General features: G+C 69.6%; 17 protein-coding genes. 10 read left to right on the top strand and 7 right to left on the bottom strand.

Annotated elements, in window-relative coordinates; all coding sequences use genetic code 11:
• Positions 1-26 precede the first annotated feature (26 nt).
• Complete coding sequence (locus ACWIBS_RS14010; protein ID WP_454137038.1) at positions 27-1,112, top strand: FUSC family protein; 1,086 nt, start codon at positions 27-29, stop codon at positions 1,110-1,112.
• 9 nt (positions 1,113-1,121) lie between these two features.
• On the opposite strand, the gene ACWIBS_RS14005 is transcribed toward ACWIBS_RS14010, so the two are convergent.
• From ACWIBS_RS14005 to ACWIBS_RS13990, 4 genes are all read right to left on the bottom strand, one after another.
• Positions 1,122-2,117: a cation diffusion facilitator family transporter gene (locus ACWIBS_RS14005; protein WP_376128704.1), complete on the bottom strand. Its 996-nt coding sequence runs from the start codon at positions 2,115-2,117 to the stop codon at positions 1,122-1,124.
• A gap of 3 nt (positions 2,118-2,120) precedes the next feature.
• Positions 2,121-2,600, bottom strand: coding sequence for a transporter substrate-binding domain-containing protein (locus tag ACWIBS_RS14000; protein WP_376128705.1), 480 nt, complete (start codon positions 2,598-2,600; stop codon positions 2,121-2,123).
• A 79-nt stretch (positions 2,601-2,679) separates the two neighbouring features.
• The gene (locus ACWIBS_RS13995; protein ID WP_376128707.1) at positions 2,680-2,925 is read right to left on the bottom strand and encodes a putative acetyltransferase; all 246 of its coding nucleotides are present in this window, start codon (positions 2,923-2,925) and stop codon (positions 2,680-2,682) included.
• Positions 2,922-4,403, bottom strand: coding sequence for an SDR family NAD(P)-dependent oxidoreductase (locus ACWIBS_RS13990; protein ID WP_376128708.1), 1,482 nt, complete (start codon positions 4,401-4,403; stop codon positions 2,922-2,924). Before ACWIBS_RS13990 ends, ACWIBS_RS13995 begins: the two co-directional genes overlap by 4 nt.
• A 38-nt stretch (positions 4,404-4,441) precedes the next feature.
• Between ACWIBS_RS13990 and ACWIBS_RS13985 the strand changes: the two genes are divergently transcribed.
• The 7 genes from ACWIBS_RS13985 to ACWIBS_RS13955 all read left to right on the top strand — a co-directional run bounded on the left by ACWIBS_RS13985 (position 4,442) and on the right by ACWIBS_RS13955 (position 10,467).
• On the top strand, positions 4,442-4,852 hold the full coding sequence (locus tag ACWIBS_RS13985; RefSeq protein ID WP_376128710.1) for an NUDIX hydrolase: 411 nt from the start codon (positions 4,442-4,444) through the stop codon (positions 4,850-4,852).
• A gap of 138 nt (positions 4,853-4,990) precedes the next feature.
• Positions 4,991-5,860: an ABC transporter permease gene (locus ACWIBS_RS13980; RefSeq protein ID WP_376128712.1), complete on the top strand. Its 870-nt coding sequence runs from the start codon at positions 4,991-4,993 to the stop codon at positions 5,858-5,860.
• Positions 5,857-6,624 carry an ABC transporter ATP-binding protein gene (locus tag ACWIBS_RS13975; protein WP_376128713.1) on the top strand — a complete coding sequence of 256 codons (768 nt, stop codon included), beginning with the start codon at positions 5,857-5,859 and terminating at the stop codon, positions 6,622-6,624. Before ACWIBS_RS13980 ends, ACWIBS_RS13975 begins: the two co-directional genes overlap by 4 nt.
• Positions 6,621-7,619: an ABC transporter substrate-binding protein gene (locus ACWIBS_RS13970; protein ID WP_376128714.1), complete on the top strand. Its 999-nt coding sequence runs from the start codon at positions 6,621-6,623 to the stop codon at positions 7,617-7,619. Before ACWIBS_RS13975 ends, ACWIBS_RS13970 begins: the two co-directional genes overlap by 4 nt.
• A gap of 9 nt (positions 7,620-7,628) precedes the next feature.
• On the top strand, positions 7,629-8,855 hold the full coding sequence (locus ACWIBS_RS13965) for an acyl-CoA dehydrogenase family protein (protein ID WP_376128716.1): 1,227 nt from the start codon (positions 7,629-7,631) through the stop codon (positions 8,853-8,855).
• Positions 8,852-9,931 (top strand): LLM class flavin-dependent oxidoreductase, encoded by a 1,080-nt coding sequence (locus ACWIBS_RS13960; RefSeq protein WP_376128717.1) that lies wholly within the window; start codon positions 8,852-8,854, stop codon positions 9,929-9,931. The genes ACWIBS_RS13965 and ACWIBS_RS13960 overlap by 4 nt, the downstream gene beginning before the upstream one ends.
• 14 nt (positions 9,932-9,945) lie before the next feature.
• Complete coding sequence (locus ACWIBS_RS13955; protein ID WP_376128718.1) at positions 9,946-10,467, top strand: flavin reductase family protein; 522 nt, start codon at positions 9,946-9,948, stop codon at positions 10,465-10,467.
• 9 nt (positions 10,468-10,476) lie between these two features.
• On the opposite strand, the gene ACWIBS_RS13950 is transcribed toward ACWIBS_RS13955, so the two are convergent.
• The gene (locus tag ACWIBS_RS13950; protein ID WP_376128720.1) at positions 10,477-10,842 is read right to left on the bottom strand and encodes a DUF7882 family protein; all 366 of its coding nucleotides are present in this window, start codon (positions 10,840-10,842) and stop codon (positions 10,477-10,479) included.
• Between the two features lie 188 nt (positions 10,843-11,030).
• Here ACWIBS_RS13950 and ACWIBS_RS13945 point away from each other — a divergent pair, with 188 nt between their 5' ends.
• A complete protein-coding gene (locus tag ACWIBS_RS13945; protein WP_376128721.1) occupies positions 11,031-11,651 on the top strand; it encodes a MarR family winged helix-turn-helix transcriptional regulator in 621 nt (206 codons plus the stop codon).
• Here the strand turns inward: ACWIBS_RS13945 and ACWIBS_RS13940 are convergent.
• Positions 11,546-12,502: a carbon-nitrogen hydrolase family protein gene (locus tag ACWIBS_RS13940; RefSeq protein ID WP_376128723.1), complete on the bottom strand. Its 957-nt coding sequence runs from the start codon at positions 12,500-12,502 to the stop codon at positions 11,546-11,548. The two genes, ACWIBS_RS13945 and ACWIBS_RS13940, sit on opposite strands and share 106 nt — an antisense overlap.
• Positions 12,503-12,642: 140 nt before the next feature.
• Between ACWIBS_RS13940 and ACWIBS_RS13935 the strand changes: the two genes are divergently transcribed.
• Positions 12,643-13,404: a patatin-like phospholipase family protein gene (locus ACWIBS_RS13935; RefSeq protein WP_376128725.1), complete on the top strand. Its 762-nt coding sequence runs from the start codon at positions 12,643-12,645 to the stop codon at positions 13,402-13,404.
• An 11-nt stretch (positions 13,405-13,415) separates the two neighbouring features.
• Here ACWIBS_RS13935 and ACWIBS_RS13930 read toward each other — a convergent pair whose 3' ends face one another.
• Entirely contained in the window at positions 13,416-15,506 is a 2,091-nt protein-coding gene (locus tag ACWIBS_RS13930; protein ID WP_376128726.1) for an ABC1 kinase family protein, read from the bottom strand.
• Positions 15,507-15,581: the final 75 nt, after the last annotated feature.

The raw sequence follows: 15,581 nt of genomic DNA, 5'->3' as shown, positions 1-15,581 counted from the left end.
TCGCGCCCTGCGAGAGGGGAACGCCCTTGACACGGCGTGACGATCCACCGCCGCTGCGGCGTGCCGCGGGGTGGATGGCGCGCGTGGCGGGACAGCCTCGCCTGCTGCTGGCGGCGAAGACGGCCCTCGCCGCGACGCTGGCCTGGTACCTGGCGCCTCTCATCCCCTTCGCCGAGGACCAGTACTCCTATTACGGACCCCTCGGCGTGCTCGTCACGATGCACCCCACGGTCGCGCGATCGCTGCGGGTCGGCGCGCAGGCCCTGCTCGGCCTCGCGCTCGGCATCGCGCTCGGACTCGGCGGCATGGCGCTCGCGCGCCTGGATATGCCGGCGGGTCTCGTGCTGGCCGGTATCGTGCTGATCGCGATCCTGATCGGCGGGTTCCGTCGTCTGGGCGCGGGCCGCGACTGGATCGCGCTCGCCGCGCTGTTCGTCCTCGTCGCCGGCAACAACGCCGAGGACTTCTCGGTGTCGTACCTCGTCACGATGGGGTTCGGCGTCGTCGTGGGGGTCGTCGTGAACCTCGTGGTCGTGCCGCCGCTGTATCTGCGGCGCGCGAGCGAGAAGCTGACCGAGCTGCGCGCCACGGTCGTGCGGGTCCTCGACGAGCTGAGCGACGCGGTCGCGCACGCGCGACTCGACGACGAGCGCCTTCACGCGGCGGTCGACGAGCTGGGCGCCGTGATCGCAGCCGTCACCGACGACGTCGCCCAGGGCGACGAGAGTCAGCGCATCAATCCGCGCGGCCGTCGGCACACGGGCGAGCAGGATGAGAACGCCCGGCGCCTCGCGGCGCTCGAGCGCACGTCGTTCCTCACGCGCGACCTCATCGATGTGATCCTGCACATGGATGCCGCCGAGGATCCGACGCTGACGAGCACCCTGCGCGACGACCTCGCGCGCGCGATCCGGCGCACCGGCGAGCTCGTCGACGCCCCGCTCGGCTCGAAACGGGCGCCGGACCTGCTGCACGCGGCATCCGATGCCCTGGAGTCCTATGAGCGCGCGCTCACCGATCAGACGGCGGCGGCCATGCCGCAGGTAGCGAACGAGGCGGGGGCGGTGCTCGCCCTGCGCCGCATCATCGACGTGTCGCGCGACTTCGTGTAGCCGCGCGATTCAGAAATTGCGCTCGGTCTGACGCTCGGACGGACCGCCGACCTCTTCGGGCAGCTTCTCGACGGGGATCAGGACGATGTCCTGGATCTTCCAGTCGAGGTTGATGCACTCCTCGCGCGTTTCGCGCAGCTTGCGCACCGACACCTTGCCCGTCGTCGCCGGCACGACGAACGCCTCGACGTGCAGGACGTGGCCCTGATCCCGCGTCCGCGATCCGGCCGCCCGCACCCAGGGCTGCCGCAGGAGCACTTCGTCGATCTGCCGCGTGAGGGGGTGCGGCTCGCTGTCGTCGAAGGTGGTCGCGGCGGTGTCCATCAGGTCGGTGATGGCCGACTTCATGTTCCTGAAACCGTCCCACAGGATGCTCGCGGCGATGAACAGCGCGGCGGCCGAGTCCATCCACCACAGCCCCAGCCCGATGCCGCCCACGCCGATGATCGACCCCACGGCGGTCATCCAGTCCGCCTTGTTCATGTCGGCATCGGCATACAGCACTTTGTCGTGCAGCTGCTCGGCGATCTTCATCTTGACCCGGCCGAAATAGACCGGCAGCGGGATCGTCAGCGCCATGACGAACATCATGAGCCAGCCGAGCCAGACGGTGTTTCCGAAGAGCTCGACCGAGCCGATGGGGGGATGCTCGGCCGTGAGCAGGCCCGTCGCGGAATCGACGACGAGGAACAGCCCCATCGCGAGGAGCGCCACGCCCGCGACGAGATGCGCGACGCCGACCGCGCGGTGGAAGCCGTAGGGATACTTCGCCGAGGGCGGCCGGTTGACGATGCGCACGGCCAGAAGGAAGGCGATCGGCGGGGCGAGCGAGAGGATGTCTTCGATCCACGCGGCCTTCATGGCCTGCGAATTGCCCATCACGAGGTAGATGAGCGCGATCATGACGATGAGGAACGCGATCGTGAACCATTCGATCCGGATCGCGCGGCGAAGGGCCTGCTCCTGGTCGGGCGGAAGCTCGTTCCTTCCGAAACGCACCGCCATGGCTCAGCCCTCCGAGTTCCGCAGGAAGTGCTCGACGCTCACGAGGAACGCGTTGTCCCCCATCGGGGCGAGCATCACGTGGCGCCGGGTCTTGCCGTCGGCGTCGGTCGATTCCGCGTACGGCGCCGTCACCGCAGCCATCTCGGTCCACGGGGTGTCGTCGTGGAACCCGGCGATGACGAGGTCCAGCTCACCTCGCTCGAGAGCCTCGACGAGCGGGGCCTCGCTCCCCTCGGTCCACTCGGTCTCCGCCCCGAGCTGCTCGGCATACTGCCGGACGAGCTCGACCTCCGACCCCGACGGGTCGGAGGTCTGACTCAGCTGCGTCCAGGGCGGATTGTGCGAGACGCCGACGCGCAGAGTCCCCCCGGTCACCCTCTCGAGGGTGCCCTCGGGGTCGGCGGGGATTCCGCCCGAGCACCCCGTGAGCGAGGCGATCGCGACGATCGCGCCGACGGCGATCGCCCGGAGCCTTCTCGACATGCCCTGAGCATAGATCCGCCGATGCCACCGACCCGGGCCGTATCCGCCGGCGCGGGCCCGGACTATGATTCGTCCGCGCCTACGCCCTGCGCGGTCGCGGCTCGGGAGCCGGCGGCACTTCCTTCGCCGCGATGATGTCCGCCCGCGCGATGCGCTCGACGCCCCGCTTGCCGTCGACCACGAGGGTGTTCTCGTCGGCGCTGAGCAGCTCGCCCAGAGCATCCGTCGCCTGACCGGACGCGAGCAGGTAGCGCACCACCACGCGGTGACCGGGCGCGGGGAGCGCGATGCGTCCGCGCCCGGCTGCACGATCGTCGGTGGTCACCAGGCACCCGGGGCGTAGTCCTTCAGGAAGACGCCGAACAGCTCTTCCCCGGCTTCGCCGCGCACGATCGGGTCGTAGACCCGCGCGGCACCGTCGACGAGGTCGAGCGGAGCGTGGAAGCCCTCCTCGGCGAGGCGCACCTTCGTGTAGTGCGGGCGCTCATCGGTGATCCAGCCCGTGTCGACGCTCGTCATGAGGATGCCGTCGCTCTCGAACATCTCGCGCGCGCTCGTGCGTGTCAGCATGTTGACGGCCGCCTTCGCCATGTTGGTGTGCGGATGCCCGGGGCCCTTGTAGCCGCGACCGAACACGCCCTCCATCGCACTGACGTTGACGACATAGGTGCGACGGGCCGGGCTGGCCGCGAGCGACGGGCGCAGCTTCGAGACGAGCAGGAACGGCGCCGTCGTGTTCGCGAGCTGCACCTCGAGCATCTCGAGCGGATCGACGTCCTGCACGTGCTGGGTCCACGAGTTGACGTGGTCGAGGTCGGGCAGAAGGCCGCCCGCATCGATCGCCGTCCCGGCGGCCAGTCGCTCGAGCGAGCTGGACCCCGCCGTCATGGCCTGCTCCGTGAGTTCATCCGCGCGCTCGGCCGCCGCGGCCAGGATCGGGTGCGCCGTCACCGAACGCTCGAGGGCCTGGGGATGCCGGTCATTGGTGTGGCCGAACGTGACGAGTTCGGGCAGGGGTCCGTCGGGGAGCGGTGCGAGCTCGGCGTCCACGAGCGGCTGATACGCGCCCGGCGAGCGCCGCACCGTCTGGGTCGCGTTGTTGATGAGGATGTCGAGGGTTCCCGCCGCCGCGACGTCGTCGGCGAGGCCGATGACCTGTGCCGGATCGCGCAGGTCGATGCCGACGACCTTCAGCCGATCGATCCACTCCGGAGCATCCGGCAGGCTGCTGAACCGCCGCACGGCATCGCGGGGGAATCGGGTCGTGATGGTCGTGTGCGCGCCGTCGCGCAGCAGCCGCAGCGCGATATACATGCCGATCTTGGCGCGCCCGCCCGTCAGCAGGGCCCGCTTGCCGGTGAGGTCGGTGCGCGCATTGCGCTTGGCGTGACTCATCGCGGCGCAGTCCGGGCACAGCTGGTGATAGAACGCATCGACGAGCGTGTACAGCTGCTTGCAGATGTAGCAGGCGCGCGCCTTGATGAGCGTGCCCGCGGTGGGCGCCGTCGTCGACGTCGAGATCGGGATGCCGCGCGTCTCGTCGTCGATGCGGTCGGGGGCTCCCGTGGCGGTCGCCGCGACGACCTCGCGGTCGGCCTGCGCGATCGCCTCGCGGATCTCACGGCGTCGCACCTTCTTGACCGCCTTGAACATCGCCGCCGTCGCGCGCCGCACGGCGACGAAATCAGGATGCGTCTCATCGAGCCCCGCCATCCCGTCCAGCACCCGCAGGGTGACCTCGAGATCCGAAGGGTCGATGCCGCTGGGCGGCAGGTCGGTCGCGGCAGAAGTCTCGGGAGGCACACGAGATTCTACGACGCGCGGGCTGTTAGCGTTCCGGGGTGACCTCTCTCGCCGAACCCGACGCGCGCAGCATTCGCGTGTCGGCCGCCGTCATCGCCGACGACGACGGTCGCCTGCTGCTCGTCCGCAAGACCGGCACATCGGCCTTCATGCAGCCCGGCGGAAAGCCGGAGCCGGGTGAGTCTGCGGATGAGACCCTCAGCCGCGAGCTGCAGGAGGAGCTCGGCCTGCGCGTGGATCCGGGCGACCTGCGGCCGCTCGGCGAGTTCACCGCCGCGGCCGCGAACGAGCCGGGATTCGTCGTCGTCGCCGATGTCTTCGTCGCCGACATCGGCGCCCAGACTCCGGTGATCGCGGCCGAGATCGCCGAATTGCGATGGGTCACGCGCGCCGACGCCGAACACCTCGAGGTCGCGCCGCTCGCGCGAGAGAACTTCTTGCCGCACTGATCTTCACCGCGAGCGCGAATAGCCGACGGCACGGCTCGCGCGCAAGGACCCTCGCGCGATGGATTCACGCGGAGTCACAGGCGCACACACTTCGCAACGGAAGTTGAGCGGCGCCGGGTGCGGGTGTGTCCTGGGCCCATGACGACAACCGTTCTGATCGACGCGGCGCCATCGCCGGGCGACGTCGCCCCCGCCGACGACGGGGCGGCGCCCGCGACCCCGGTTCGGCGGCGCCGCGTGAGACGCTCGAGCCTCACGCCCGTCGCGGTGTCGCTGCTGCTTCCTGCCGCCGCCGTCGTCCTGTGGTTCGTCGCGACGTCGAACGAGTGGGTCAGCGAGCTGCTCCTGGCGTCTCCGCAGCGGGTCTGGGAGCAGTTCACGACGCGTCTGGCCGACGGCACGCTCGTGCGCGACGTCGCCGTGTCGCTGCGGCGCGTCCTCGTCGGTCTCGGGCTCAGCATCGTGATCGGGGTCACGCTCGGTCTGCTCTCGGGCCTGTCGCGATGGGGTCACCGCGTGCTGGACGGCACGCTCCACGCGATCAAGGCGATCCCGTTCCCGGCACTGATCCCCCTGCTGCTCATCTGGCTCGGCGTCGGCGAGACGCTGCGGATCGGCATCCTGGTGCTGGCCGCGACATTCGCGATCTACCTCAACACGGTTGCCGGTGTCGTCGGGATCGACCCGCGCTTGCGCGAACTCGCTCTCACCCGTGGTGTGCGCGGATGGAGGCTGCTGCGCACGATCGTCTTCCCCGGCGCACTGCCGCAGTTCCTCGTGGGCCTGCGCCTCGCCCTCGTGATCAGCTTCCTCGCGCTCGTCTTCGCCGAGGAGATCGCACCGCAAGAGGGGCTGGGCTACATCCTGTGGCGTGCGTCGCAGCTGAGTCAGACCGACGCGATGATCCTCGTCGCCGTGCTCTACGCCCTCATCGGCCTGCTGATCAGCGGTCTCGTGTCGCTGCTCGAACGCGTGCTGCTGCCGTGGCGGAAGGGGTTCACCCCATGACCGCCCTCCTCGACACCCGACCCGCCGCGGCGGTCCACCACCTCACGAAGGCGTTCGACGACAACATCGTGCTGCGAGAGGTCGACCTCACCGTCGACGCGGGCGAGTTCCTCGCGATCGTCGGACACAGCGGATGCGGCAAGAGCACGCTCCTTCGCGTGCTCGCCGGCATCGAGCGACCGACCGCGGGAAGCGTCTCGACGGCGGCACCGGTCGCCGTCGGCTTCCAGGATTCGCGTCTCATCCCGTGGCAGCGTGTGTGGCAGAACGTCGTCTTCGGCCTCCGCGACGACAGGCGCGAGCTGAAGCGGCGCGCGGTGGCAGCGCTGCACGAAGTGGGCCTCGACGCCTTCGCCGATGCCTGGCCGCACACCCTGTCGGGCGGGCAGGCCCAGCGGGTCTCACTCGCCCGGGCGCTCACCCTCGAGCCTCGGCTGCTGCTGCTCGACGAGCCCTTCGGCGCCCTCGATGCGCTGACCCGGCTCCAGGCGCAAGCGCTCGTGTCGCGCGTGTGGCGTCAGCACGGCTTCGCCGTCGCGCTGGTCACACACGACGTCGAGGAGGCCATCGTGCTCGCCGACCGCGTCGTGATCGTCGACGAGGGGCGCATCGTCGCCGACATCCGGGTCGATCTGCCGCGCCCGCGCTCGCACGCCGATCACCGTGTCACCGACCTCAAAGGCGTCGTGCTGGCACTTCTGGGCGTGGACGCCGACGAAGACTTCTCACCCGCCGATCAGCACCAAGGAGCGAACACCCCATGACCAGACAGCCCCTGCGCGCCGCCCTCCCCGTCGCCGCCCTCGCACTCATGCTGGCCGTCGCGGGATGCGCCGCCGGCGGCTCGTCGGCCGCCGAGAACACCGCAGCCGACGGCGACGGGCCGCTGCAGCTCACCGTGCAGTACTCGATCTTCAACGGACCGCTCAATCGTGCCGCTGCCGCCGACCTGCAGCCCGAAGGGCTCGAGGTCACCTACGTCGACGGCGCCGGCATCGACGTGGCGCAGGGTCTGACGACAGGTGCGTTCGATCTCGCGCAGTGGGGCGAGGTCGGGCCCGTGACGTCGTACGTCAACGGCGGCACCGGCATCCGCGTCATCGGATCGACCGATGCCAACGGCTCGGCCCACACGATCCTGGTCGGCCCCGACAGCACCGCCCGGTCACTCGCCGACCTCAAGGGCGGCACGACCGTGTTCTCGCGCAGCACGAACTCCTACATCCAGTTCTTGAAGGCCGCCGAAGAGGTGGGCCTCGGCGAGGACGACTTCACGATCCTCGAGCAGGTGCCCGACGCGACGTCGGCTCTGCTGTCGGGACAGGTCGACTTCATCATCTCGATCGAGCCGGTCTCGAGCTCGCTCGTCGAGACGAAGGGCCTGCGCGAACTGTCCGACGGCGAAGGAAGGATCGACAACTACTATCCCCTCGTCACCGATCAGGGCCGTCTCGACGATCCTGCGAAGCGAGCGGCGCTGGAGAGCTATCTGGCCGCGCTCAACGACTTCTTCGCGACGTCGGCCGACGACCCCGAGAAAGAGGCGGCGGACGTCGCCGCACTCAACGGGATCTCGGTGGATGCCGCGCGGATCGCCGGCGAGAAGGTGAGCAGCACGTGGATCCCGATCGACGACGCCTTCATCGAGACCGAGCGCGCCCTCATCGAATTCTTCGTCGGCACCGGCGCCTTCCAGACGTTCCCCGAGGGCTTCGAGGAGATCTACGTGTCCGACTTCAACGACATCCTCGTGGACTGAGGCGAGCACATGTCGACACTCGCCATCGCGCCCGCCCGCGCCGCCGTGTACCGGCTGCTGCGCGAGCGATTCGCACCGCTGTTCGCCGCCATCGCACGCGACGCGGCTCACCGTGACGACACTCGCGAGCTTCCGTTCGACGAGATCGCCGCGCTCAAGGTCGCCGGGTTCGGCACGCTGCTCGTGCCGGAGGACGACGGCGGCCTCGGCGGGAGCATCGAAGACCTCACGCGTCTGCTCATCGACCTCGCCGCCGCCGATCCGAACATCGCGCAGGCGTTCCGCGGCCATTTCCACGCCGTGCACGGCGTGGTGCGCTCTCCCGACAGCGAGTACCGGCGACGGCTGCTCGCCGCGGTGACGGCGGGCGATCTCATCGCGAACGGCGTCACCGACACGCCGGGCACCCCGCTCGGCGGGTCCTCGGTCACGCTGCGGCGGTCTGCGGACGGCACGGCACGACTGAGCGGACGCAAGGAGTACTCGACGGGCAACCTCTACGCCGACTGGATCCTCGTGATCGTCGCGAAGGGCGACGCGTCCCCCGAGGTCGTCATCGTTCCCGCCGACGCCGCGGGGGTGTCGCGAGAAGACACGTGGAACGGTTTCGGGCAGAAGCTCACGGCGACCGGGGCGACGAACTTCCACGACGTGCTCATCGAGGCGTGGCAGATCGCGCCGGTGGCATCCGATGCCCGTGACGGAGATCTGCTGCAGCTCGTCCTGCTCGCCGTGACGGCGGGCATCGCCCGGCGCACGAGCGACGATCTCGCCGGCGAAGTGCGGCGTCGCCGGCGCGTCTATGCGCACGGCGCCGCCGACACCGTGCAGGCCGATCCGCAGATCCTGCAGATCGTGGGCGAGGTCGCCGCGGCGGCCGCAGCGGCCGAGGCGATCGTCGTCGATGTGGCTCGCCGGCACGACGCGCTCTTCGCGGACGACCCCGACGGGGAGCCGCACGATGACCGCGCCGTCACCGCCGCCACCTACCAGGCGCAGACCGTCGTCCCCCGACTCGTCACCGACGCCGCCGGGCGCGCCTTCGATGCGCTGGGCGCGTCGGCACTGGATCGGACGCTGGCGCTGGACCGGCACTGGCGCAACGCTCGCACGATCGCGAGCCACAATCCCATCGTCTACCGCTCCCGACTCGTCGGGGACTGGCTCGTCAACGGCGAGCTCGACAGCCGCTGGTCGGTCGGTGCGGTGCCCCCACCGAAAGGAACGACACCGTGAGCAGCACGATCATCGAGAAGGCGCCCGAGCGCGCCGCCGTCGCGCCGGGCTTCCGGCTCGGGTTCTTCACGCAGGTGCCGGGGGTGCCCGGGCAGTCGGATGCCGACGTGCTCGCGCAGCTCATCGACACGATCGTCGCCGCGGAGGAACTCGGCTACGAGAGCGTGTGGGTGGGGCAGCACCACTTCGGGCTCGGGTCGGGTCGGCTCTCGTCCCCCCTCGTGCTGCTCGCGGCGGTTGCTGCCCAGACGAAGCGGATCACGCTCGGCACGGCCATCACGGTGCTGCCGCTCGAAGACCCCGTGCGACTCGCCGAGGATGCCGCCGTGCTCGACCTCGTCAGCGGCGGCCGCCTCAACCTCGGGCTGGGGTCGGGCGGGGGCGATCGCGCGGCGTTCACGGCGTTCGGGCTCGACTACGCCGCGCGCCGCGAGCTGTTCGACCGCAACCTGCGCACGCTCCATGCGCTGCTGGAAGGACGATCGCTCACCGGTGACGACGAGCCGCGCCGGCTGAGTCCGGTCGCACCCGGCCTGCGCGACCGCCTGTGGCAGTCGGTCGGCACCCCCGAACGTGCCGCCGAAGCCGCCGCGGCGGGCAACGGACTGCTGATCGGCACGTTCGCAGACCACCCCGTGCACGATCAGCGCGCCAAGATCGACGCCTATCTCGCGGCGTGGAAGGCGACGCAGCCGGCCGACCGGGCGCCGCGGATCGGCGCGTTGCGCTTCACCTATGTCGGAGAGAGCCGGGAGAGCATCGAGCGCACGGTCGAAGACGGGCTGAACACCTTCCGACGCACCTTCGCCGACGCCTACAAGCCCGACCTCGCCGACCTGTCGACCGAGGGATACCTGAGACGCGTCACGCGGTACGGCACGGTCGACGACGTCATCGACGACCTGCGCGACGATCCGGCACTGCTCGGGTACGTCACCGACCTGCTGCCGACCGTCGGCCTCTACCCCGCCGCCGGCGACAGCACGCCCGGCGCCGACCTCAGCATCGCGCGGCTCGAGCAGTTCGCCACGACGATCGCGCCCGCCCTGGGGTGGACCCCCGCCGTCACGTCGTAGCGAAGGAGCCGACCATGAATTTGACGATCGACGCCGCGACGGCGGACCGGTTCCGGCATGCGCTGCGCAACCACCCGGCCGGCGTGGCCCTCGTGACGGCCACCCACGCGGGGCGGCACGTCGCGATGACGGTCAGCTCGCTGGCATCGGTCAGCGCGGAACCGCCGCTGCTGGTCTTCTCGGTGTCGGACGAGTCCTCGAGCGCACCCGTGCTGCTGCGCGCCGAGACGCTCATCGTGCATCTGCTCGACGCCGGCAGCGCATGGCTGGCCAGACTCGGCGCACGGCACGATGCCGACCGCTTCGGTGATCCGCGGACGTGGGCGGTGACGCCCGAGGGCGAACCGTACTTCGTGGGTGCGCCCGTCCTCGTCCGGGCGCGCGTCGTCGAACGGGTGCGCGCCGGCACGTCGACGCTGTGCATCATCGAGGCGCTCGCCATCACGGAGCAGGCCGACGCGGCCGCGCGCTCCCGACCGCTGATCTATCACGACCGCACGTGGTACGCGCTGCCCGCCGACACCGCTCTGGCGTGACCGCGCGCCTCAGGCGACCTGACGCTCCGGCACGTCCTCCGGCTGGGACGCGATCTTCAGTGACGGCGCCGTCGACGAATGCTCCTCACGCCAGTCGATGACGAGGCCCTTCGACGAATGCGCCTGCTCGGCGTACGAACGCAGCATCTGCTCATCGAGGCGCTCGGCCTCGGGGGTGTCGAACACGAAGCGCAGCGGGATGGACGGCTGAAGCCAGATCGACGTGCGGCCCGCGGCGCCGTCGGGGTGCGGCCAGGTCAGTGTGAAGCTCTCATTGCGGCGCAGCTTGGTCGTGACGACCACTTTGATATGAGCGAGGACGCGGTCGGGGATCTCGGCAGGCGTGCGTTCAGCGCCGTAGTACAGGTAGCCCATCGGGGTTCCTCTCTGGGGGAAGGGGAAACGAGCTTTATTACAACCTAGCTAGTAATTCACCTGAAGTGTCTTTTCCTTTCTTACACTCACATCCGATGTGATTCCTCGATATTGTGCAATTCCCTGGCGATGGCCGCTGCCGTGTGGCTACGCTGGGGATGCGCCACGAGGAGCGCAGAGGAGCAGCAGTGCCGCGAAGCATCATGCGCCGCGAAGGCGAACACCTCTATGCGGCCCCGCCCGAGACCCCCGAGGGGCAGCGGCTCAGCGACGCCATCCTCCGGCTGCGACGTGCGGAACGGCTGCAGTCGCAGCGAGCTCTCCGGTCCTCCGGACTGCTGCATCTCGATCTCACGGCCCTGCGATACCTCGTCCAGGCTCGTCGCGACGACCGCGCCATCGGGCCGAAAGACCTCATCGTCATGCTCTCGACCTCCAGCGCGAACGTCACGAACATCGTCGAACGTCTCGTCAGGCGCTCACTCGTCACGCGAGAACAGCACCCGACCGACAGGCGCGCGCGCTACCTCATTCCGACCGACGAGGCCGTGCGACGGGTCGACGAGGCGTTCTCGGGTCACCACGAGACGATCGTCGAGGTGATCGACGGGCTCTCCGAGGATGAAGCGGCCGCCGCCGCGACGGTCATCTCACGGCTCGCCGACGCATTGGACCGCTCCGTCGCCGACGGCGGCGCCGCGTATCACGGGACCGGTGCGGGCGCTCCCGAATCGGATGCACCCGACCGCACGACGGCGGACTTCGGCGTCGTGTCGACGGTGAGCGAGAACACATCCGGCCGCGCGTAGTGACCCACGACATCGAGGTCGTACTTTCCGCGCAGCTGATCTTCGAGATCGATGTCGGCGACCAGCAGCGTCTCTTCCCCGTAGACGGGGCCGGCGAGCACGTCACCGAAGGGTGAGACGATGACGCTGCCGCCGCGGATCAGGTCGCCGCGGGCGTCGCCGGAACGCTGCAGATCGTAGCCGTCGGGCAGCGAGTCGACGTTGAGGTACTGACACGCGCTGAGCACGAAGCACCGGCCCTCGTAGGCGATGTGACGCATGGTCGCCTGCCAGATGTCGCGGTCATCCACGGTCGGAGCGCACCACAGCTGCACGCCCTGCTGATAGGTCGCGAGCCGGAACTGGGGCATGTAGTTCTCCCAGCAGATCGTGGCGGCGAAACGGCCGGCCGGAGAATCGACGACGCTGATCGTGGAGCCGTCGCCCTGACCCCAGACGAGACGTTCGGTGCCGGTCGGCATGAGCTTGCGGTGCTTCCCGAGGAACTCCCCCTCCGGCCCGACATACACGGCGGTGCAGTACAGGGTGCCGCCGTCCCGTTCGATCACCCCCACCACGATCGTCATCCGAGCCTCGCGGGCGAGCTGCCCGATCTCATCGATCTCCGGCCCCGGGATCGAGATCGCGGCCCGCGTGTAACGGAGGAATTCGTCCCTCCCGGCATCGTTTCGCGAGCCGAGCACGGCGCCGAACGACAGCCCCTTCGGATAGCCGCCGATGAACGCCTCCGGGAAGACGAGGAACTCGACCCCGCGCTCACGGGCGTCATCGACGTAGGCGCGCAGTTTGCGCATCGTGCCGTCGGTGTCGAACAGCACCGAGCCCACCTGAGCAACCGCTACACGCGTCATCACGTCTCCGTCCGTTCCTGCTTGCACCTTACCGATCGTGCCGGTGCGCGACGCTCGCGGAATCATCCCGGCTCCTCACCCGCGGAATCACCCGGTTCTCACTCTGCCGTGCCCGGCTCGCCCGGTGGTACGGTCACCACGTGATCCCCGACACAGGCGATGCCGCGGACGATGCGCGGCTCGCCGTCACGCTCAGCGGTGGCGGCGCGTTCGGTGCGGCACACGTCGGGGTTCTGCAGGTGCTGGAGGAGCGCGGCATCCGTCCTGGCATCGTGACCGGCACGAGTTCGGGCGCCCTCGTGGGCGCTGCCTTCGCCGCGGGACTCGACGGCGACGCCATCGAGCGGATCGCGCGGACCTTCCGCTGGAGTCGGGTCGCCCGGTGGACCTTCCGGCCCCGCTGGGGGCTGCTGGACTCGCACGTCGTGACCGATGCCATCCAGCGGCTCCTCCAGGAGGACCCGCGCATCGAGGACCTGCCGCGTCACTTCGGAGCCGTCGCCACCGATCTGCGCACTCGCCGTGCCGTCACGATCGACACCGGACCGCTGAGCACGGCATTGCGCGCGACGATCGCCGTGCCGGGGCTGCTCCCGCCCGTGCGCCTCGGCGGCCAGCTGCTCGCCGACGGCGGAATGGTCGACAACGTGCCGCACGCGGCGGCGCGACAGCTCGGTGCGGAGCGTGTCATCGTCGTGCACCTCCACGCGAAGTGGGAGAACGTGCGCATGATGCGCACCGCCACCCGGACGGCCGATCTCGCGCGCGATCCGAGTGTCGTGCTCGTTCAACCCGAGATGGAGCGGATGGCGCAGTGGACGATGCGCGACGTCGGGCGCCTCATCGCCGAGGGACGACGTGCCGCGGCCGCCGCGCTCGATGCGGCAGCGCCCGTGCGATAGACACCCTCCGGCTACCGCCCTGCGGGCGTATCGCCCCGCATGAGTGCGGTTCGCAGGGATCTGAGCACCAGTAGCATGCCGCCGAGACCGAGAACGGCACCGAGGAACGGGAAGAGAGAGACGTCGGGAGTCAACAGCGGCCCGCCGCCGAACACCACGAGAACGACCGCCGCGATGACGAGGACGACGCCCACGAGCGCCGTCGTGAGCTGACCGACGAGCGAGGCGATCCAGCTGCGCTCGTTGGGGTCGCGGAACATCCGCAGGCTCATGCCGAAGGTGCCGTTCTCGAACTGCGCGCCGATCGCTTCGATCCGTCGCGGCAGCCGTCGCAGCTGTTCGCCGACCACCTGCAGCTGCACACGGGCATCCGCCAGCATGTCCCGCGGATCGAACGCGAGCCGCGCGAAATACGTCGTCCGAGTCAGCGCCTGATCGACCATGTCGTAGTCGGGCACGAGCCGGCGCAATGAGCCCTCCATCGAGGCGATCGTGCGGAACACGAGGATGAGAGCGGGCGGAAGCGCGAGCTGGTGCCGGCGCAGGACGTCGATCACCTCGGTGAAGATGCTCGCATCGGTGCGCCCGTTGTGCACGCGCGTGAGGATGACGCCGATCTCATGCTGCAGTGCCCGCCGATCCAGTTCCGATCCATCCGCGGGCTCGCCGGCGATCATCAGCAGCAGATCGGTGAGGGCGATGTCGTCCTCGGCGCCCATCGCGGACATCATCGCGAGCAGCATTCGTCGCATGCTCCGCTCCAGGATGCCGACGGAGCCGAAGTCGATGAGGGCGATCTGCCCGTCGGCGCGCAGGATGATGTTCCCCGGGTGCAGGTCGGCGTGGAAGACCCCGCGGACCGCGATCTGCTCGAACACGGTGTCGACCAGGACGTCGGCGATCTCGTGCGCCGTGGGAAGCGGGTCGGGTCGCGTCCACGAGACGGTCCCGGCCACGTCGCCGACCTCGAACCGCTCCTCCTCGGTTCGCTCGCGCGGCTCGGCGTCGGCCATGGCGGCCGGAAGGCCGCCGTCCAGGTTCGAGAACGGGATGCCCTCGATCCGCTCCTGCACCATCATCCGCTCGGTGCACAGCGCCGGGTACACCTCGGGCACGTGCACCGCACGGACGCTCGAGCGCGCGAGCGTGTCGCGCAGCAGCTCGGTGTTGGCCAGCTCGATGCGGTAGTCGAGTTCTTCTTTGAGGGAACGCACGAATTCGCCCGCGAGCGCGTTCAGCCCGTAGGCCCGCGCCCACGCCGCCCGGCGCTCGGCCTGCTGTGCCAGACGCACGATGATGTCCGAGTCGATCTGCACCGAGGCGCGGGCGTCCGGGCGCTGGATCTTGATGACGACATTCGCCCCCTCGGTCTCGCCCTCCGCGGGATGCAGCCGCGCGGCGTGCACCTGAGCGAGCGAGGCCGCCGCCATCGGGACTTCATCCACCCACGCGAACACCTCGTCGATGGTGCCCGGCAGCTCCGCCTCGATCGCCGCCTTCGCGTCGTCCCAGGGAAGGGGAGTGGTCTGCATCTGCAGCGTCGCGAATGCATCCGTGAACTCGCTCGGAAGCACGTCGTCGCGCGTGGAGAGCACCTGCCCGATCTTCACGAACGTGACCCCGGCCTCGTTCATCGCGGCCACGACGGCCGCCGGGACGTCCTGGTCCTCTCCCTTGCGGTGGCTGCCGAAGAGGCTGAGACCGTGCTTGGACGCGATCCGCAATGTCTGCGCGTAACGCAGCATGCGCTTGCGGCGGTGAAGGAGCTCCTTCACCCCGCGGATCGGATGCCACCCTCGCCCGGACGGCCAGAAGAGCTCGGAGATCATGATGACGGTCACCGCGAGGGCGAACTGCCAGCCCAGTGCCACCGCGATGAACACGACGCCGATCGGACTGGAGACCACGAACTGTCCGTCGACCATGACATCGCCGGCTTCGAGCGCAGCGCGCACGATCGGGACCGTGGCCGTATAGATGATCGCGACGAAGATGATCGCCCGCACCCAGCCGATCGGCGTGCCGAGCACGTGCTGCGCGACCCAGGCGGCACCCACGGCGAAGACGGCACCGAGCACGATCGTGATGACGACCTCGAACATCGAACCTCCCGGTGACCCCCAGACTCTAACTTCGCGCCGGGGCGCATCCCGGTGACTCCGTCAGGTTTCACCCGC

The sequence above is a fragment of the Microbacterium sp. NPDC055442 genome (genome assembly GCF_053644215.1).
Note: the sequence above shows the minus strand (reverse complement) of the source record. Positions and strands in the feature narration are given on the sequence as shown.